Below are 17,164 nucleotides of genomic sequence, written 5' to 3'. Positions count from 1 at the left end.
CGGCTGGCTGTCGGCGGCGGATCGGCTGGTGGCCGGCGAAGCCGCATTGGCGGCGCTGGAAGGGGCGGCGGCGGCACCGCTGCCCACCACACCGGCTCCGGCCCAGCCGCGCTGACCCCGGCCTGACCCAAGGAGAGCGATCATCACCGGCACCGGCTCTCCCACACACTCCCCGGCTGCGACCCGGGCCTGGGCGATGGCGCAGGCGGCGCGCGATCCCTATGTGATCCTGATCACCATCTACATCTTTGCGCCGTGGTTCGTGCGCGCCGTGGTCGGCGATCCCATCATCGGCCAGGCGCTGGTGGCGCAGGGCGGCAAATGGGGCGGCTGGGCGGTGATGGTGTCGATGCCACTGCTCGGCGCGATGATCGACCGGCTGGGGCCCAGAAAGCCACTGCTCTGCCCGGTGATCCTGGCGATGGCGGCCTGTTCCTTCAGCCTGTGGTGGGTGGTGCCCGCCGGCCACGACGGGCTGGGCATCGCCTGGGTGATCGGCGTTGGCGCGGTGATGACCTGGCTGTTTGCCGCGCACGAGATGCTGCACAATTCGCTGCTGGTACCGGCGGCGGGCATGGCCGGCGCTGCCAGGGCCAGCGGGCTGGGCCTAGCTGGCGGCAACGCCATGAGCGTGGGCCTGCTGATCCTGCTGATGGTGGCTTTCGTGCTGCCAGGCACGGTGAATTGGAGCTGGCTGCCGGCGGCGCCGCTGTTCGGGCTGGATCCGGCGCTGGGCGAACCGGCACGCATCACCGGGCCGATCGTGGCGGGCTTGATGCTGGTGGGCAGCCTGCCGCTGTTTGCGCTGGTGCCTGACCGGCCGCGCAGCTCGGCCCGGCTCGGCGCGGCCTTTGCCGGCGGTGCGAGCGATCTGTGGCGGCTGCTCAGCGACGTGCGCGGCTATCGCAATCCCATGCTCTATCTGGTGGCGCGCATGTTGTTCACCGATGGTCTCACCTGCATTCTGCTCTTCGGCGGCATTTTTGCCGCTGGCGTCATGGGCTGGGGCACGCTGCAGATGCTGGGCTATGGCATCACGCTCAGCATTGCCGCGGTGGCCGGCGGCCTGCTTGCCAGCCGGCTGGACGGCTGGTTCGGGCCGCGCCGGGCGCTGATGGGTGAGTTGCTGTTGCTGATCCTGATCGAGGCCGTGCAGCTGGGCAGCGCCAAGGACCATATCTTCTATCGGCCGGCCGCCGCCACGCCATTGTGGGACGGACCGATGTTCACCACCCTGCCTGAACTGGTCTTCCTTGGCCTGGGCTGTGGCGTCGCGGTGACCGTGACCTCGGCCTATGCCTCGTCCCGCACATTGCTCACCCGGCTGGCACCGCCGGACCGACTGGGGGCGTTCTTTGGCCTCTATGCGCTGTCGGGCACAGCAACGATGTGGTTGGGGCCATTGCTGCTGGAGCGGGCGACATTGATCGGCGGCACGCAGGCGGCGGGCTTCGTGCCCGTCGTCGGCCTGCTGGCGACTGGCCTGCTGCTGTTGCTGTTCGTGCGCGGCGGTGGCCGGCTGGAAGGAGACGGATGATGCAGACGATGGTGAAAACGGGGCTGCTGGCGCTGCTGGTGGGCGGTTCGGCGATGGCGGCAGAGACACAGGCCGCCGGGCGCTGGGCAGCGGCCAATGATCCGGTGGCGAAAATGCTGATCGAGCAGGAACGGCTGTGGGCCACCCATGCTTGCAAGCCCAACTCGGTGCTGCAGACGCTGATTGCCGATGATTTCGTCGGCACCAGCCCTGAGGGCACACTCTACACCAAGCCCGAGATGCTGCCGAAACCCGGCGCCAGGCCGGCCGCTCCAACCGAGCGGGATTGCAAGCTGATCAGTGCCAGGGTGCGCTGGTTCGGGCCTGATGTGGCGGTGGTCTATGGCCGGGAGAGCGCCATGCTGAAAGGCGCCGACGGCAAAGAAAAGTTGCGCGTGCTGGTGTGGACCGACACGTTCCTGCGCCGCGGCGGCAAATGGCAGATCATCGCCGTGCAAGACATGGACGTGCCGGCGAAATAGGTTGGCCTAGCCTTCGATCTTCTCGCGCGGGTACGTGCCCCACATGTTGCCGCGCAGGATGTAGCCGGACTTGCCGTCCTTCGACACCCGGCACCAGAGATCCTCGCACAGGGTGATGGAAACGACCGCGCCGGGCGCGATGCGCCAGGCAATGCGGCTCTTCATGTCGGGCGCGACATAGAGCAGGCGCACCTGATCCTTGACGATGCCGGTGCGCTGGCCGGTGAGCAGCGCCTTGTTCATCCAGCCGATCTCGCCATCTGGATCACGCACCTGGCGCCAGATCTCATATTCCTTGAGGATCTCCATCGGCAGGCCTGGGCGCTTGTATTCCCACTTGATCGGGAAGCGCTCGCCGGGGCCGGTGCGCATCATGGCACTGCCGCGCTTGATCGAGACAAAGCGCGGTTTCGGCAGATCGGTGGTGCCGTCGGCGAACTCGGTGGCTGCGGCGGGGGCCGCCAGCAACAGCAAGGCAAGAATGGTGCGGAACATGCGCCTCCTCTTGACCGAGCCGGCCTTGCCGCGCAAGCCTGTGCACCATGACAAAAGCGCGCCCCAAGGTCATCGTCACCCGCCGCCTGCCGCAGGCCGTGGAAACCCGCATGGCCGAACTCTTCGATGTCGAGCTCAACCTGACTGACACGCCCATGACGCAAGACCAGCTGGCCGATGCCGCCCGCCGCTGCGACGTGCTGGTGCCCACGGTCACCGATCATGTCGATGCCGCGGTGTTTGCCGCCGCTGCCGAGGCGGGCCGGCTCAAGCTGTGTGCCAATTTCGGCGTTGGGGTGGATCATATCGATCTGCACGCCGCCCGCGCCGCCAAGGTGACCGTGTCGAACACGCCAGGCGTGCTCACCGACGACACCGCCGACATGGTGATGGCGCTGATCCTGTCTGTGCCGCGCCGACTGGGCGAAGGCGAAAAGCTGGTGCGCACCGGCGGCTGGCAGGGCTGGTCGCCCACCGGCATGCTGGGCCACCGCATCACCGGCAAGCGGCTGGGCATCATCGGCATGGGCCGCATAGGCAGCGCTGTCGCCCGCCGCGCCCGCGCCTTCGGCCTGACCGTGCATTATCACAACCGCCACCGCCTGCCGCCCAGCGTTGAGGCCGAGATGGAGGCGACCTGGTGGGCCGATCTCGATGCCATGCTGGCGCGGGTGGACATCATCACCATCAACTGTCCGCACACGCCCGACACGCATCACCTGATCGACGCGCGCCGCTTCGGCCTGATGCAGAAGAGCGCCTATATCATCAACGCCGCCCGCGGTGAGATCGTGGACGAGAATGCCCTGTGCGAGGCGCTGGCCAAGGGCCAGATCGCAGGCGCAGGTCTCGACGTGTTCGAACATGAACCGGCGGTCGATCCGCGCCTGCTCGACCTGCCGGGCGTGGTTCTGCTGCCGCACATGGGCAGCGCAACGTTCGAAGGCCGCCAGGCGATGGGCGAGAAGGTGATCGCCAATATCCGCGTGTGGGTGGATGGGCATCGGCCGCCGGATATTGTCTTGGAAGGCTGGGCCTGATCTGCTGCCCTCCCGCAAGCGGGAGGGCAGGCTGCGGCCCGGGGCGCGCTAGGCTCTCCACAACCGAGGGAGCCCGCCATGAAAGCCATCCGCCTCCGCCAGCCAGCCGGCATCGACAATCTGCGCCATGAAGACATGCCGGAACCGGGTGCGCCCGGGCCGGGCCAGATCAAGGTGCGGATCAGGGCGTCCAGCCTCAATTATCATGATTATATCGTCGTCGTGGGCGGCATCCCCACACCCGATGGCCGCATTCCGATGAGCGACGGCGCCGGCGACGTGCTGGCGGTGGGCGAAGGCGTCACTGAATTCCGCCCCGGTGATCTGGTCGTCTCCACCTTCTTCCCGACCTGGCTCGATGGCCGACCCAACATGGCGGGCTTTGCCGGTGTGCCGGGCGACGGTGCCGATGGCTATGCCGTGGAGGAAGTGATTGCGCCGGCGACAAGCTTCACCCACGCGCCGTTCGGCTATTCCCACGCCGAGGCCGCCACCCTCACCTGCGCCGGTCTCACGGCGTGGCGCGCGCTGGTGCCGGAAGGCAATCTGAAGGCCGGTGACGTGGTGCTGGTGCAGGGCACCGGCGGTGTTTCGATCTTTGCCCTGCAATTTGCGAAAGCGATGGGCGCGACCGTGATCGCCACCTCGTCGAGCGACGAAAAGCTCGCCCGGTTGGCGGCGATGGGCGCCGATCACCTGATCAACTACAAATCCACGCCCGGTTGGGGCAAGGAAGCCATGAAGCTGACGCAGGGCCGCGGTGTTGACCATATCGTCGAGATCGGCGGCGCCGGCACCATGCCCGAATCAATCACTGCCTGCGCCGTGGGCGGCCATATCAGCCTGATCGGCGTGCTCGCCGGCTATGCCGGGCCGATCCCCACCGTGCAGCTGATGGGCAAGCAGATCCGGCTGATCGGCATCACCGTCGGCACCCGCCGCCAACAGCAGGACATGATCCGCGCCATCAACCAGAATGGCATCCGCCCGGTGATCGATACGCACTTCCCGCTGGCCGAACTGGGCGCGGCGTTCCGCCACCAGGAGAGCGGCAAGCATTTCGGGAAGATTTGCGTGGATATCTAGCGCAGCGCCGCGAGCGCGCGTGCCGCGCGCCGACTGGCGCACGCTCGGCCAGCGAGCGAAAAGGGCGGCCCCAACAGGCCGCCCTTTTTGACTCGTCTGACGGCGCGGCTTTGCCGCGACGCACGCCAAGGCAGCAAGCGGGCCTCCGGCGGGCAGGGGCTGAGCCCCTGCACCCACTTTCGTTTTCGGGCGGCGCTTTGGTATCCCCATCGACGCCGCAGGCCTTGTTCTCTGCCTGCGGCGCCGATGTGCACACATCGAACGTGAGCCTCCCGAACAACGAATGGGTGCAGGGACTGCGTCCCTCCCCGCCGGAGGCACTCCTCTTCTCCTGAACTGCAACATCAACGGCACCCCGCGCGAACTGGCCAGCAGAAGGAGTTTGCCCCCATGCGCCTTGCCGTTCTTGCCCTTGCCGCTTTCCTCGCCAGTCCGGCACTCGCCGCCGATGCCGCGCACCCCACGGTAATCGAATTGTTCCAGAGCCAGGGCTGCTCGTCCTGCCCGCCGGCCAACGCCAATGTGATGGCGCTGGCTGATCGGCCTGATCTGCTCGTGCTGAGTTTTGGCGTCACCTATTGGGACCAGTTGGGCTGGAAGGACCGCTTTGCCCGTCCTGAGTTCACCCGGCGCCAGTATGACTACAAGGATGGTCTCGGCCACGACAATGTCTGGACGCCGCAGACCGTGATCAACGGCCGGGTTGACGTGACCGGCGTGCGCGCGCCCGAACTGGCCCGCGCGGTGATTAGCGGTGATCGCGGCACCGGTGGCCCGGCGCTCACCGCCACCGGCAGCCGCATCAGCCTTGCCGGTGGCAGCGGCTCTGCCGATGTCTGGCTGGTCCGTTATGATCCGCGGGTCGTGCAGGTGCCGATCAAGGCCGGCGAAAACGGCGGCCGCACCCTGCCGCACCGCAATGTCGTGCGCGACCTGGTCCGCCTCGGCGGCTGGACCGGCGCTGCAACGGACTTTGCCCGGCCGGCACCGGTCGTCGGCCTGTCCGATGCGGTGCTGGTGCAGCGACCCGGTGGCGGGCCGATCCTGGCGGCGCTGAAGCTGAAGTGAGACCTCACGCCCCGGTGAGGATGCGATCCACCAGCTGCTTCACCGTGGGCACGAAGCGGTTGGAATAGAAGGGGTCGCTGGCGAAGCGGTAGGCGCTGTGGCCGGCGAAGGCGAGGTTTGTGTCGGGGTCGCCGCCATGGGCGATTTCCTGCAGGGTCTTCTGGATGCAGAAGCTGCGTGGATCCGCCAGACGCCCGGTGGAGTTGCCCTCGTTGTCTGCCCAGGCCGAGAAACCGCAATGCGACAGGCAGCCCATGCAATCGGCCTGGTCCTTGCGGATGTCGGCGCGTTCGGCCGGCGTGACGAAGACCAGCGTGTTGTCCGGCGTTTTCAGCGCTTCGGTGAAACCGGCGCCGTGCCATTCGCGGGCGCGGATCAGATCATCGCGGGTCACGAAATAGCGTTTGCTGCCCACGCCGACATCGAGGTGGAACTGGTGGTCACCCGTCGCCGTGGTGGAAAAGGCGATCTGGCGTTCGCTGCGGGCTTCCAGCGCGCGCAGGAAGGGATTGCGGATTGCCGAGGAGTAAAAGCCGGTCGGCGAGAATTTGTGCAGGAGAATGTCGCCCTTCTCGAGGTCGAACAGGCGTTGTTTCCACACGTCCGGGATCGGACTTTCCTGGGTGAGCAGGGGCCGCGTGCCGAACTGAAAGACAACCTGGCCCAGTTCCGGGTTGTCGAGCCAGTTGGTCCATTCGTCGAGCCGCCAGACGCCGCCGGCCATCACGATCGGCACCGACTCGGGCACGCCCAACTCGCGCATGGTGGCGCGCAGTTCGGCAACGCGCGGATAGGGATCCTGAGGCGCGCGCGGGTCTTCGGCGTTGGACAGGCCATTGTGGCCGCCGGCCAGCCACGGGTCTTCATAGACAACCGCGCCCAGCCATTCGGCCGCCTTGGAATAGGCGCGCTTCCACAGCGCCCGGAAGGCGCGGGCCGAGCTGATGATCGGGTAATAATGCACGCCATATTGCGCCGCGATCTCGGACAGCTTGTACGGCATGCCGGCGCCGCAGGTGACGCCGTTGACCAGGCCCTTGGTGCGTTCAAGGACACCATGGAGGACACGCTGGGCACCGCCCATTTCCCACAACACGTTGATGTTGATGGCGCCAATGCCGCGCTTGAGCTCGCACGAGGCGATTTCATAGGCGCGCTGCACCTGCTGCACGCCGCCTTCGATCGCATAGGCGATCAGCTCTTCATGGCGGTCGCGCCGGGTGGCCGCGCGATAGATCTGCGGGATGACATGGCCATCGGCATCATAGCTGTCGGCATTGACGGCAGACACGGTGCCAACCCCGCCGGACAGCGCCCACGCCCCGGCCGAGGCATGGTTGGTGGCGGAAACACCCTTGCCCCCTTCCACCAGCGGCCACACTTCGCGGCCGCCCATCACCAGCGATCTCACACCCGAAAGCATCTTTGTCCGTTCATTGAACGCCGGCCCCATCTGCCGGCGCGGCCACTATTGCGGCAGATATGTGGCAAAGCGCAAGACGGGCTATTGTCTCAGGCCTGCGCTGCTACCCGGGTCCGTGCATAGCGGAAGGCCGGTCCATCGAGGTCCACCCGCGGTATCTCGTCCTTTTCGCGCCAATAATCCTGGCTGTGACGCCATTCCGGGCCGGGTGCGGTCTTTGGCAGCAGGTGCTGGCCGCGGGCGAGGTAGCCGGGGTTGAAATCCTCCGGATCGACCCACGGGCCGCGCGGGGCATCAGCCAATTCGGGCGGCAGCTGCACCTCGACCCGGTCGGCGCCCTTTTCGTCCATGTGCTGCAGCAGCCGGCAGGTGAATTCGGAAATCATGTCCGATCGCAGCGTCCAGCTCGCCCGGAAATAGCCGAACACCCAGACCAGGTTGGGCACGCCGGTAAACATCATGCCGCGCCAGGTGACGCTGTCGCCCATGTCGAGCGGCCGGCCGTCGATCGAAAAGGCGATGTCGCCGAACACGCACAGGTTGAAGCCGGTGGCGAGCACGATCATGTCGGCCGGGACCTGGGTGCCGTCCGCCATCTCGACGCCGGTGGGGGTGAAGCGCTGGATGGTGCCGGTGACGATATCCGCCTTGCCGGCCCGCACCCCGGCAAACAGGTCGCCGTCGGGCACGAAGGCGATACGCTGCCGCCACGGGCGATAGCTGGGGGTGAAATGGCGCATGTCGAAGCCGTCGGGCAACAGGGCCTGCACCCCGGCCAGCAACTCGGCCGCCACCGTCTCGGGCGCAGCGCGGCATTGCTGCACCACCTGATCCTGATCGAACAGGATCTTGCGGCGCACAATGTCGTGGATGGTGGCTTCATCGACGCCCAACGGGCGTAGCACGTCGGCCAGTTCGTTGGCGTTGCGGCCAGGGATGAAATAGGTCGGGCTGCGCTGGATCATGGTGATGTGGGCGGCCGTTTCGGCCATTGCCGGCACCACGGTCGCCGCCGTCGCGCCCGATCCGATCAGCACGACGCGCTTGCCGCTGTAATCGGTGGCCTCGTCCCACTCTTCGGTGTGGAGGATCGGGCCCTTGAAATCGGCCATGCCGGGATAGTCCGGCCAATGGCCCTGGTGGTGGCGGTAATAGCCTTGCGCCATCCACAGGAACCTGGCGCGGTACTGGCGGCGGGTGCCGTCGGGCAGGCAGGCCGTGAGCGTCCAGCGCGCGGTGGCGCTGTCCCATGCGGCGGTCTCGATGCTGTGGTTGTAGCGGATATGTTGGTCGAGGCCGTTCTCCGCAATCATCTCGCCCAGATAGGCCTGGATCTCGGCCGCAGTGGCGATCGGCGGGCCGACCCATGGCTTGAAACCGAAGCCGAAGGTGTAGAGATCGGAATCGGAACGGATGCCGGGGAATTTGTGAGTGAGCCAGGTGCCGCCGTAACTGGCCTCGCGTTCCAGCACCAGGAAGCGCTTGTGCGGCAGCCGCTGCTGCAGGTGCCAGGCGGCCGACAGGCCGGAAATGCCGGCGCCGACCACCAGCACGTCGACTTCGGTGATTGCGCCTTCAGGGACCGCGCGGGCCGGGGCATGGGCGTCCATCGTCTTTCCTCCCAGAGATGGCCGAACTTTCGGGCCGGCCGCAGCATGGTGCCTTGATCTGGATCAAGCGTGGTACCCTGCTCTTTTCGCCAAGCCCGCAATCGGGCATGGGCCGCGGTCATGGCCGACTCCACCGTTTCCGATCCCACCACGATCCGCCGCCTCTATGGCCGCCGGCAGGGCCATGCCCTGCGCCAGGGCCAGGCGGCATTGTTTGCCGATCTGTTGCCCAGGATTGCGGTGCCGCCAGAGGGCCCGATCACCGCGCAGGGCCTGTTCGGCGATGAGCGGCCGCTGTGGCTGGAGATCGGCTTCGGCAAGGGTGAGCATTTGGCAGCCCAGGCGTCGATGCATCAGGATGTCGGCCTGATCGGCGCAGAACCGTTCGTTGATGGCGTCGTTGGTGCGCTGATGGCGGTGCGCGACGGCAATCTGTCCAATGTGCGCATTCATCATGGCGATGCGCTGGATGTGCTGGAGCGGTTGCCCGAAGCCAGTGTGGAGCGTGTGTTCCTGCTGCATCCCGATCCCTGGCCCAAGGCCCGCCACGCCAAGCGGCGTTTCATGAACCCCGGCCCGATCGATCGCATTGCCCGCGTGCTGAAGCCCGGCGGCGAATTCCGTTTTGGCACCGATCACCCGATCTATTGCCGCTGGGCGCTGATGCAGATGGGCAAGCGGACGGATTTCCGCTGGTTGGGCGACACGGCGGCGGATTTCCTGACCCGGCCGGCGGACTGGCCGCAGACCCGCTATGAAGCCAAGGCGCGGCGGCTCGGCCACGAAGTGTGGTATTTCCGCTGGCAGCGCCAACAGCCCGCGCTGTGACACCGCAGCCATTGACCATGCTGCGTCATATCGCCTAGGCCTTCGCCCCGTGAGCACCTATCTCGACTTTGAAAAGCCGATCGCCCAGATCGCGCAGCGCGCCACCGATTATCGTGCCGCCGGTGATGATGCTGGCGCTCGCCACGCCGAAGGCGCCGCGCGCCGCCTGCTGGCCGAAACCTATGCCCGCCTGACGCCGTGGCAGAAGACGCTGGTCGCCCGCCACCCGGCGCGGCCGCATTTTTCCGATATCGCCAAGGCGCTGGTGGAGGATTTCACCCCGCTGGCCGGCGATCGTGCCTATGGCGAGGATCTCGCCATCCTGGGCGGGCTGGGCAAGTTGCGCGGCCTCAATGTGCCGGTGATGCTGATCGGCCATGAGAAGGGCAACGACACCGCCAGCCGCGTGAAGCATAATTTCGGCATGGGCCGGCCCGAAGGCTATCGCAAGGCGGCGCGCCTGGTGGAGCTCGCGGCCCGGTTCAATGTGCCGGTGATCACCCTGGTGGACAGCGCCGGCGCCTATCCCGGCGTTGACGGCGAAGCCCGCGGCCAGGCCGAAGCCATTGCGCGCGCCACCGCCGCCTTCCTGGGCGCACCGGTGCCGATCATCGCCGCCATCACCGGCGAAGGCATGTCGGGCGGCGCTATCGGCATCGCTGCGGCCGATCGGGTGATCATGCTGGAGCACGCGGTCTATGCCGTGATCTCGCCGGAAGGCTGTGCGTCCATCCTGTGGCGCAGTGCCGACAAGCAGGCCAACCGCGCCGCCGATGCCGCCGAGGCGATGAAGGTGACGGCAGCCGACTGCAAGGCGCTGGGCGTCATCGATACCATTGTCGCCGAACCGCTGGGCGGCGCCCATCGCGATCCGGCGGCGGCCATTGCCTCCCTGTCGATGGCGATTGCCAGCGAGCTGCAGCCGCTGCTGGCACTGTCGCCGGCGGCGCTGGTCAAGGCGCGCCGGGCCAAATATCTGGCGATGGGCCGCAATCTCTAACGCCACCGGCTGGCGCTGAGGCCCGGCTTCACGTTATGGTGCGGCCATGAAGAACTGGCTGCGCACCCTTGCCCTTTCCGCCCTCATTGCCGCTCCAGCGCTGGCACAGGCACCCCCCGGCTTGACCGAGAGCGAGCGCAAGTCCGGCGCACAGGCGCACCCGCAGATCCTTCAGCAGTTTGGCGGCGCGATGACCGGCCCGGCAGCGGACTATGTGCGCCGCGTCGGCCAGAAGATCGCCGTGCAGTCCGGCGGTGGCGCGCGGGCGCAGGATTATACCGTCACCCTCTTGAATTCCAACGTGAACAACGCTTTCGCCATCCCCGGTGGCTATGTCTACATCACCCGTCAGCTGCTGGCGCTGATGAATGACGAGGCAGAACTGGCCTTCGTCATGGGCCATGAAGTGGGCCACGTCGCCGCTCGCCACGGCCAGAAGCGCCAGAACCGCGCCGCGCTGTCAAACGTGCTGGCCGGGCTGGTCGGCGCGGTTACCGGCGTTGGTCTGCTTGGCCAGGGGGCCCAGGTGGTCGCCGGCCTGACCACGCTCGGCTACAGCCGTGAGCAGGAGCGTCAGGCTGACAGCCTGGGCGTGCGCTATCTCGCCGGCGCCGGTTATGATCCCAATGCCGCCACCGATGCGCTGGCGGCGCTGGGCGCGCAGACGGCGCTGGAAGCGCGACTGAAGGGCCAGGGCGGCGCCGAGCCGTCGAAATGGCTCTCCACCCACCCGCCCAGCATCGAACGCGTGGCGCGGATGCGGACCGAAGCGCAGACCCTGCTGGCCAACGCCGGCCCGCGCGCGCTCAATCGCGACGCCTTCCTGAACGCCATCGACGGGCTGATCTATGATGATGATCCGGCTGAAGGCGTGGTGCAGGGCAGCAGCTTCCGCCACGGCGGGCTGGGGTTGGCGCTTGATGCGCCCAAGGTCTTTGCCGTCAGCAATTCGCCGCAGGCGGTGACCGGCACCGCGCCGGGCAATCTCAGCTTTGATCTGCGCGCCGCCGATGCCCGCACGGCCGATCTCAACGCCATTGCCGCCGCGCGCTGGCAGCAATTGGGGGTGTCGGCGCAGCCGATGCGCACCACCCGCATCAACGGTGTGGAGGCGTTGGAAGGCAGCATCCGTGCCGGTTCGCAATCGGGGCCGGTGGATGCAACGCTCACCGTCTATCGCTGGTCGCCGCAGCTGGCCTTCACGCTGGTCAGCATGGCGCCGCAGGGCCAGGCCGCCAACGTGGCGCCAGTGGCGGCCAGCGTGCGCCGGCTCAGCCCGCAGGAAGTGGCTGCCATTCGCACCCGCCGCATCCAGGTGGTCAATGTCGCCGCCGCCGACACGGTGCAAAGCCTGGCCAATCGCATGGCCTATGACGATGACAAGATGGCGCGCTTCCTGACGCTCAACCAGCTGGGCAGCGATGCCCGGTTGAAGGCCGGTGACCGGGTGAAGCTGGTCGTCTGGCGCTGATGCGGATCATCCATGTCGTTGCCGCCGCCCTGGTGGACGGCGATGGCCGCGCGCTGCTGGCCCAGCGGCCTGAAGGCAAGGCGCTGGCCGGCCTGTGGGAATTTCCCGGCGGCAAGCTGGAACCCGGCGAATCGCCGGAAGCCGCCCTGGCGCGTGAGCTGGAGGAAGAGCTGGGCATCACCGCGCCGGCGCTGGCGCCCTTCACCTTCGTCAGCTTTGCCTATCCCGATTTCCACCTCGTCATGCTGCTCTATTGGTGTCGGGCGTGGGATGGAGAGCCGCATGGCCGCGACGGCCAGGCGCTGCGCTGGGAACGGCCGGGCGCCATGGCGGCGCTGCCGATGCCGCCGGCGGACGTGCCGCTGGTCGATGCGCTGATTGCCGCAATCGGCGCCTGAGGTTGCACCTGTGTGACAGGGCGGCTATGGCCCGCCGCACACGGCAGCGATTGGGGCGCGCGACATGAAGATTTTGGCCGGCAACGGCAATCCCGAACTGGCCCAGGCGATCGCCGCCTATCTGGAAATCCCGTTGACCGAGGCCGCCGTGCGCCGCTTTGCCGACGAGGAGATTTTCGTCGAGATTCATGAGAACGTGCGCGGCGAAGATGTGTTCGTGGTGCAGCCGACCGCGGCGCCGGCCAACGACAATCTGATGGAATTGCTGATCTGCATCGATGCGTTGAAGCGCGCTTCGGCCCGGCGGATCACCGCGGTGGTGCCCTATTTTGGCTATGCCCGCCAGGATCGCAAATCAGGGTCGCGCACACCGATTTCGGCCAAGCTGGTGGCCAATCTGATCACCACGGCCGGCGCCAACCGGGTGCTTTCGGTTGATCTGCACGCCGGCCAGATCCAGGGCTTTTTCGACATCCCGACCGACAATCTGTTTGCTGCGCCCGTGATGGCGGCCGACATCACGGCGCGGATGGGCATGGACGATCTGATGGTCGTTTCGCCTGACGTCGGCGGCGTGGTGCGCGCCCGCGCGCTGGCCAAGCGGCTGGGCAACGCCCCGCTGGCCATCGTCGACAAGCGCCGCGAACGGCCCGGCGAATCGGAAGTGATGAACATCATCGGCGACGTGCGCGGCCGCCGCTGTATCCTGGTCGATGATATCGTCGATTCCGCTGGCACGTTGTGCAACGCCGCCGCTGCCCTGCTCGAAGCGGGCGCCAAGAGCGTGACCGCCTATGTCAGCCACGGCGTGCTGTCGGGCGGCGCGGTGGCGCGCGTCGATGGCTCGGCGCTGGCCGAACTGGTGGTGACCGATTCGATCGCGGCAACCGCGGCGGTGAAAGCGGCGAAGAAGGTCCGCCGCATCACGATCGCGCCGCTGGTCGCCGAAGCCATGCGCCGCACCGCCGAGGAAAGCTCGGTCAGCAGCCTGTTCGACTGATCAGCGCTGCGCGCTGTTGCCTCAATCGCCGGTGGAGCGGTTGATGACGCGGCCGTCCGGCAGATAGACTTTTTCCGGCGTCACATATTCGCCCTTGGCCGTGCAGATGCCGCCCGGGTCCTTCGCGCGCATCTTGGCGCAGAACTCGGTGTCGGGCTTGGGCTGCGCCTGGGCGTTGGCCGGGGCCATCAGCACCAGGGCGCTGCCCGCAACAAGCGCCAGCGTGCCGGCGAGGGAGGCTTGGATGATGCGTGTCATGACGCCCTCATACCGCGCAATGGCTTGCGCCGCCATGAACAACATCGCTAAGCCAAGGCCGTGTCGCCCCCGCCCTCTCCCCCGCCGCAAGCCAGGCTGCTGCTGAACAGCGCGGCGCTGGTTGCCAACTGGCAGGATTTTGCCCGCGCTGTCGGCGCGGCGGCCTGCGGCGCGGCGATCAAGGCTGATGGCTATGGCGTTGGCGCCCGGGAAACGTTGGTTCGGCTGGCCGCTGCCGGCTGCCGCCATTTCTATGTCGCGCACTGGCACGAAGTGCCGCCGCTGCTGCCCCTGCCCGACGAGGTGAGTCTATCGGTGCTGCACGGCATTTCCCCTGAGGAACTGCCCGCTGCGCTGGCGCTGCCGGCCCGGCCTGTGCTGGTGACCGCCGCGCAGGCCGCGCTGTGGCGGCAGACCGGGCGACCCTGTGAGGCGATGGTGGACAGCGGCATGAACCGGCTGGGCCTGGCGCCGGCCGAAACCGCCACAGCGCTGGCCGGCATGGAGGTGGCGGTGCTGCACAGCCACCTCGCCTGTGCCGACAACCGCGCCCACCCGCAGAACGAAGCCCAGCGCGCCTGTTTTGCCGGGGTCGCGGCGCAGGTGCCGGCGGGCGCCTATGCGCTGGCCAACAGCGCCGGAATCTGCCTCGGCCCCGCCTATCATCTCGATCTGGTGCGACCCGGCATCGGCCTGTTTGGCGGCGGACTGATGCCCGATGGCCGGGTCTCGCGCACCGTGGCGCGGATGCAGGCGCGCATCATCCAGCTGCGCGACGTGCCGGTGGGCGGCAGCGTCGGCTATGCGGCGGCCTTCACCGCTTCCCGGCCAACGCGCATCGCCACCGTGGCGCTGGGTTATGCCGATGGCTACGCGCGCGGGCTGTCGAGCCTCGGTTGGGCCGAGGTGGACGGCGTGCGCTGCCCGGCGGCGGGGCGCATTTCCATGGACATGGCCTCGTTCGACGTGACGGACGCTCGGCCGCTGGCTGAAGGCGACTGGCTCGATATCCCGTTCGATCCGGAGGCCATGGCCAGCCTGTGCGGTCGCACCAGCTATGAATTGCTGGTCGCACTGGGTCAGCGCTTTGACCGGGTGTGGGCATGATCGGCGTGCTGGTGGCCATCGGTGTCCCGGTGCTGGCCGCGCTGGCCAGCATCGGCCGGCTGACGCGCTTTGCCATCAGGGCCCTCACCCGCATGGCGCAGCCGCCCTGGTATCCGGCCCAGGTGGCGCAACAGATGCTCAGCATCGGCTGGCTGTCGTTGCCGGTGGTAGGCCTGACCGCCATCTTCACCGGCTCGGCGCTGGCGCAGCAGATCTTCATCGGTGGCAGCCGATTCAACGCGGCCTCGACCGTGCCGGCCGTCACCGTGATCGGGGTGGTGCGCGAACTGGGGCCGGTGCTGGGCGGTCTGATGGTGGCCGGCCGGGTCGCCAGCGCCATGGCCGCCGAGCTTGGCACCATGCGGGTGACCGAGCAGATCGACGCGCTGGTGACGCTGCGCACCGATCCGTTCCGCTGGCTGGTAGGCCCGCGCATCCTGGCGGCCGTGCTGGTGATGCCGTTCCTGGTGCTGGTTTCCAACGCGCTGGGCGTGATGGGCGGCTGGCTGCTGGCGACACAGCGGCTGGGCTTCAACAGCGCGCAATATCTGGCGACGACGGCACGCTACCTGGAATGGGACGACGTGATCTCGTCGCTGGTCAAGGCGGCGGTGTTCGGATTCTTCATCGCGCTGATGGGCTGTTACCATGGCTATCACAGCGGTGGCGGCGCGGCCGGGGTGGGCAAGGCGACCACCAACGCCGTGGTCTCCAGCTTCATCCTGATCCTGCTCTCCAACCTGATCATCACCGTGATCGTGTTCGGTTCATGACATCCGCACCAACACCGCGCATCGAGCTGGCCGGCGTCACCAAGCGCTTTGGCAGTCGCCAGGTGCTGGCCGGTATCGATCTGGCGGTGGCGCCAGGCGAAAGCCTGGTCATCATCGGCGGTTCCGGCACCGGCAAGTCGGTGATGCTGAAATGCATCCTCGGGCTGATCCCGATCGATGCCGGATCGATCCGCGTCGACGGGCAGGAAGTGGCCGGCCTCAAGGGCGCGGCGCTGGATGCCCACCGCACCCGCATCGGCATGCTGTTCCAGGGCGGCGCATTGTTCGATTCGCTGCCGGTGTGGCGCAACATCAGTTTTGCGCTGCCCGGCAGCGCGGCGGAGCGCAAGGCGGCGGCCATCGACAATCTCGCCCGTGTGGGGCTGGGGCCCGAAGTTGCCGATCTCAAGCCGGCGGAACTGTCGGGCGGCATGCAGAAACGGGTGGCCCTGGCCCGTGCCATTGCGGCGCGTCCGCCGATCATCTTTTTCGATGAGCCGACGGCGGGCCTCGATCCGATCACGGCGGCGGTGATCAACAATCTGATCCGCACGCTGGTAACTGATTTGAAAATCACCGCACTTACCATTACGCATGACATGGCGAGCGTTCGCCACATCGCCGACAGGGTTGCCATGCTGCACGGGGGGAAGATCATCTGGCAGGGGCCATTGGCCAGTCTCGATGGCTGCGACAACGCCCATGTGCGCCAGTTCATCACCGGCAGTGCCGAAGGGCCGATCCAGATGCCGGGCGCGCGCGCATGAACCCACCCAGCCCTGGTGCGGCCGAACTGTCAGCGCTGCTGCTGCGGGTGGCCGACGGCGATGCCGCCGCCTTCCAGGCCTTTTATGATCGCACCAGCGCAAAACTATTTGGCGTCATCCTGCGTATCTTGATCGAACGGCAGGAATCCGAAGACGTGTTGCAGGATGTGTATGTGAGTATCTGGCGCAAGGCGGCGACCTTTGATCCGGCAAAGGCCAGCCCGATCACTTGGGCGACAACCATCGCCCGCAACCGCGCCATTGATCGGCTGCGGGCGCGGCCGCGCGCCCAGGTGCCGGTGGAACAGGCCTATGATCTGGCCGATGACGGCCCGGCCCCCGATGCCGGCTTGAGCCACGCCCAGGACACGCAGCGCCTCAATGCCGCGCTGGCGGCGCTGGAGCCGCGCCACGCCGCCGCCATCCGCGCCTGCTATTTCGAAGGCATCACCTATGACGAACTCGCCACACGCGAGCAGGTGCCGGTGGGCACGCTGAAAAGCTGGGTGCGACGCGGTCTGATCCGGATGCGCGGCGCCCTGGAAGGGAACGAGGCATGAGCCAAGAGCCCGAAGCCAACGGCCGTGCCGACCTGACCGCGCTGGAAGCCGCGGCCATGGACCATGCCCTGGGCGCCGGCAGCCGCGATGAGCGCAAGGCCGGCGATCTGCGCATGCTCAGTGACCCCGAATTCCGGGCGGCTGTCGAACGCTGGCAGGCGGTGCTGTCACCGCTGGATGCAGCGACGCCAGACGTGGCGCCGCCACCCGCCGTGTGGGCCGCGATCGCGGCCGAAATCACGCCGGCGCCGCGCCGGCCCG

The 17,164-nt window shown here is 67.5% G+C and carries 18 protein-coding genes and 1 pseudogene; 15 read left to right on the top strand and 4 right to left on the bottom strand.

Features of this window, described 5'->3' with window-relative positions:
- Positions 1-196: 196 nt before the first annotated feature.
- Both GJ693_RS07335 and GJ693_RS07330 read left to right on the top strand, forming a co-directional pair.
- Positions 197-1,537: an MFS transporter gene (locus tag GJ693_RS07335; protein WP_156255670.1), complete on the top strand. Its 1,341-nt coding sequence runs from the start codon at positions 197-199 to the stop codon at positions 1,535-1,537.
- Complete coding sequence (locus tag GJ693_RS07330) at positions 1,534-2,019, top strand: nuclear transport factor 2 family protein (protein ID WP_156255669.1); 486 nt, start codon at positions 1,534-1,536, stop codon at positions 2,017-2,019. The genes GJ693_RS07335 and GJ693_RS07330 overlap by 4 nt, the downstream gene beginning before the upstream one ends.
- Positions 2,020-2,025: 6 nt before the next feature.
- Here the strand turns inward: GJ693_RS07330 and GJ693_RS07325 are convergent, their stop codons facing one another.
- Positions 2,026-2,514, bottom strand: a complete 489-nt coding sequence (locus GJ693_RS07325; protein ID WP_156255668.1) for an SH3 domain-containing protein — start codon at positions 2,512-2,514, stop codon at positions 2,026-2,028.
- 47 nt (positions 2,515-2,561) lie between these two features.
- Here GJ693_RS07325 and GJ693_RS07320 point away from each other — a divergent pair, with 47 nt between their 5' ends.
- From GJ693_RS07320 to GJ693_RS07310, 3 genes are all read left to right on the top strand, one after another.
- Complete coding sequence (locus GJ693_RS07320) at positions 2,562-3,554, top strand: 2-hydroxyacid dehydrogenase (protein ID WP_156255667.1); 993 nt, start codon at positions 2,562-2,564, stop codon at positions 3,552-3,554.
- Between the two features lie 78 nt (positions 3,555-3,632).
- Positions 3,633-4,640 carry a zinc-dependent alcohol dehydrogenase family protein gene (locus GJ693_RS07315; RefSeq protein ID WP_156255666.1) on the top strand — a complete coding sequence of 336 codons (1,008 nt, stop codon included), beginning with the start codon at positions 3,633-3,635 and terminating at the stop codon, positions 4,638-4,640.
- A 390-nt stretch (positions 4,641-5,030) separates the two neighbouring features.
- Entirely contained in the window at positions 5,031-5,708 is a 678-nt protein-coding gene (locus GJ693_RS07310) for a DUF1223 domain-containing protein (protein ID WP_156255665.1), read from the top strand.
- Between the two features lie 4 nt (positions 5,709-5,712).
- Here GJ693_RS07310 and GJ693_RS07305 read toward each other — a convergent pair whose 3' ends face one another.
- Positions 5,713-7,131, bottom strand: coding sequence for an NAD(P)H-dependent flavin oxidoreductase (locus GJ693_RS07305; RefSeq protein WP_156255664.1), 1,419 nt, complete (start codon positions 7,129-7,131; stop codon positions 5,713-5,715).
- 89 nt (positions 7,132-7,220) lie between these two features.
- A complete protein-coding gene (locus GJ693_RS07300) occupies positions 7,221-8,741 on the bottom strand; it encodes a flavin-containing monooxygenase (protein ID WP_156255663.1) in 1,521 nt (506 codons plus the stop codon).
- A gap of 120 nt (positions 8,742-8,861) precedes the next feature.
- On the opposite strand from GJ693_RS07300, the gene trmB reads away from it, so the two are divergent.
- The 5 genes from trmB (at position 8,862) to GJ693_RS07275 (ending at position 13,438) form a co-directional block, all read left to right on the top strand.
- Positions 8,862-9,569 (top strand): tRNA (guanosine(46)-N7)-methyltransferase TrmB, encoded by a 708-nt coding sequence (gene trmB / locus GJ693_RS07295; protein WP_156255662.1) that lies wholly within the window; start codon positions 8,862-8,864, stop codon positions 9,567-9,569.
- 49 nt (positions 9,570-9,618) lie between these two features.
- Entirely contained in the window at positions 9,619-10,569 is a 951-nt protein-coding gene (locus GJ693_RS07290) for an acetyl-CoA carboxylase carboxyltransferase subunit alpha (RefSeq protein ID WP_156255661.1), read from the top strand.
- Positions 10,570-10,615: 46 nt separating this feature from the next.
- Complete coding sequence (locus tag GJ693_RS07285) at positions 10,616-12,040, top strand: M48 family metalloprotease (RefSeq protein WP_156255660.1); 1,425 nt, start codon at positions 10,616-10,618, stop codon at positions 12,038-12,040.
- Entirely contained in the window at positions 12,040-12,438 is a 399-nt protein-coding gene (gene mutT / locus GJ693_RS07280) for an 8-oxo-dGTP diphosphatase MutT (protein ID WP_156255659.1), read from the top strand. The genes GJ693_RS07285 and mutT overlap by 1 nt, the downstream gene beginning before the upstream one ends.
- Positions 12,439-12,502: 64 nt before the next feature.
- A complete protein-coding gene (locus tag GJ693_RS07275) occupies positions 12,503-13,438 on the top strand; it encodes a ribose-phosphate pyrophosphokinase (protein ID WP_156255658.1) in 936 nt (311 codons plus the stop codon).
- A 21-nt stretch (positions 13,439-13,459) separates the two neighbouring features.
- On the opposite strand, the gene GJ693_RS07270 is transcribed toward GJ693_RS07275, so the two are convergent.
- Positions 13,460-13,696, bottom strand: a complete 237-nt coding sequence (locus tag GJ693_RS07270; RefSeq protein WP_156255657.1) for a hypothetical protein — start codon at positions 13,694-13,696, stop codon at positions 13,460-13,462.
- A gap of 60 nt (positions 13,697-13,756) precedes the next feature.
- Between GJ693_RS07270 and GJ693_RS07265 the strand changes: the two genes are divergently transcribed.
- The 5 genes and pseudogenes from GJ693_RS07265 to GJ693_RS07245 all read left to right on the top strand — a co-directional run.
- Positions 13,757-14,803, top strand: a complete 1,047-nt coding sequence (locus tag GJ693_RS07265; RefSeq protein ID WP_156255656.1) for an alanine racemase — start codon at positions 13,757-13,759, stop codon at positions 14,801-14,803.
- Positions 14,800-15,576 carry an MlaE family ABC transporter permease gene (locus tag GJ693_RS07260; RefSeq protein ID WP_156255672.1) on the top strand — a complete coding sequence of 259 codons (777 nt, stop codon included), beginning with the start codon at positions 14,800-14,802 and terminating at the stop codon, positions 15,574-15,576. The genes GJ693_RS07265 and GJ693_RS07260 overlap by 4 nt, the downstream gene beginning before the upstream one ends.
- Positions 15,573-16,343 carry an ABC transporter ATP-binding protein gene (locus GJ693_RS07255; protein WP_156255655.1) on the top strand — a complete coding sequence of 257 codons (771 nt, stop codon included), beginning with the start codon at positions 15,573-15,575 and terminating at the stop codon, positions 16,341-16,343. Before GJ693_RS07260 ends, GJ693_RS07255 begins: the two co-directional genes overlap by 4 nt.
- Positions 16,340-16,903: a sigma-70 family RNA polymerase sigma factor gene (locus tag GJ693_RS07250; protein WP_235902717.1), complete on the top strand. Its 564-nt coding sequence runs from the start codon at positions 16,340-16,342 to the stop codon at positions 16,901-16,903. Before GJ693_RS07255 ends, GJ693_RS07250 begins: the two co-directional genes overlap by 4 nt.
- A pseudogene (locus GJ693_RS07245) lies at positions 16,900-17,164 on the top strand (hypothetical protein); the annotation flags it as partial. The gene GJ693_RS07250 and the pseudogene GJ693_RS07245, both read left to right, overlap by 4 nt.

The sequence above is a fragment of the Sandarakinorhabdus oryzae genome (assembly GCF_009733735.1).
Classification (GTDB): domain Bacteria; phylum Pseudomonadota; class Alphaproteobacteria; order Sphingomonadales; family Sphingomonadaceae; genus Sandarakinorhabdus; species Sandarakinorhabdus oryzae.
This window is presented reverse-complemented; position numbering and strand designations above follow the sequence as displayed.

Excerpts from the sequence above, each read along its gene's own strand:
- GJ693_RS07335 (WP_156255670.1), top strand. The coding sequence starts at position 197 with ATGGCGCAGGCGGCGCGCGATCCCTATGTGATCCTGATCACCATCTAC.
- GJ693_RS07330 (WP_156255669.1), top strand. The coding sequence starts at position 1,534 with ATGATGCAGACGATGGTGAAAACGGGGCTGCTGGCGCTGCTGGTGGGC.
- GJ693_RS07325 (WP_156255668.1), bottom strand. The coding sequence starts at position 2,514 with ATGTTCCGCACCATTCTTGCCTTGCTGTTGCTGGCGGCCCCCGCCGCA.
- GJ693_RS07320 (WP_156255667.1), top strand. The coding sequence starts at position 2,562 with ATGACAAAAGCGCGCCCCAAGGTCATCGTCACCCGCCGCCTGCCGCAG.
- GJ693_RS07315 (WP_156255666.1), top strand. The coding sequence starts at position 3,633 with ATGAAAGCCATCCGCCTCCGCCAGCCAGCCGGCATCGACAATCTGCGC.
- GJ693_RS07310 (WP_156255665.1), top strand. The coding sequence starts at position 5,031 with ATGCGCCTTGCCGTTCTTGCCCTTGCCGCTTTCCTCGCCAGTCCGGCA.
- GJ693_RS07305 (WP_156255664.1), bottom strand. The coding sequence starts at position 7,131 with ATGCTTTCGGGTGTGAGATCGCTGGTGATGGGCGGCCGCGAAGTGTGG.
- GJ693_RS07300 (WP_156255663.1), bottom strand. The coding sequence starts at position 8,741 with ATGGACGCCCATGCCCCGGCCCGCGCGGTCCCTGAAGGCGCAATCACC.
- trmB (WP_156255662.1), top strand. The coding sequence starts at position 8,862 with ATGGCCGACTCCACCGTTTCCGATCCCACCACGATCCGCCGCCTCTAT.
- GJ693_RS07285 (WP_156255660.1), top strand. The coding sequence starts at position 10,616 with ATGAAGAACTGGCTGCGCACCCTTGCCCTTTCCGCCCTCATTGCCGCT.
- mutT (WP_156255659.1), top strand. The coding sequence starts at position 12,040 with ATGCGGATCATCCATGTCGTTGCCGCCGCCCTGGTGGACGGCGATGGC.
- GJ693_RS07275 (WP_156255658.1), top strand. The coding sequence starts at position 12,503 with ATGAAGATTTTGGCCGGCAACGGCAATCCCGAACTGGCCCAGGCGATC.
- GJ693_RS07270 (WP_156255657.1), bottom strand. The coding sequence starts at position 13,696 with ATGACACGCATCATCCAAGCCTCCCTCGCCGGCACGCTGGCGCTTGTT.
- GJ693_RS07260 (WP_156255672.1), top strand. The coding sequence starts at position 14,800 with ATGATCGGCGTGCTGGTGGCCATCGGTGTCCCGGTGCTGGCCGCGCTG.
- GJ693_RS07255 (WP_156255655.1), top strand. The coding sequence starts at position 15,573 with ATGACATCCGCACCAACACCGCGCATCGAGCTGGCCGGCGTCACCAAG.
- GJ693_RS07250 (WP_235902717.1), top strand. The coding sequence starts at position 16,340 with ATGAACCCACCCAGCCCTGGTGCGGCCGAACTGTCAGCGCTGCTGCTG.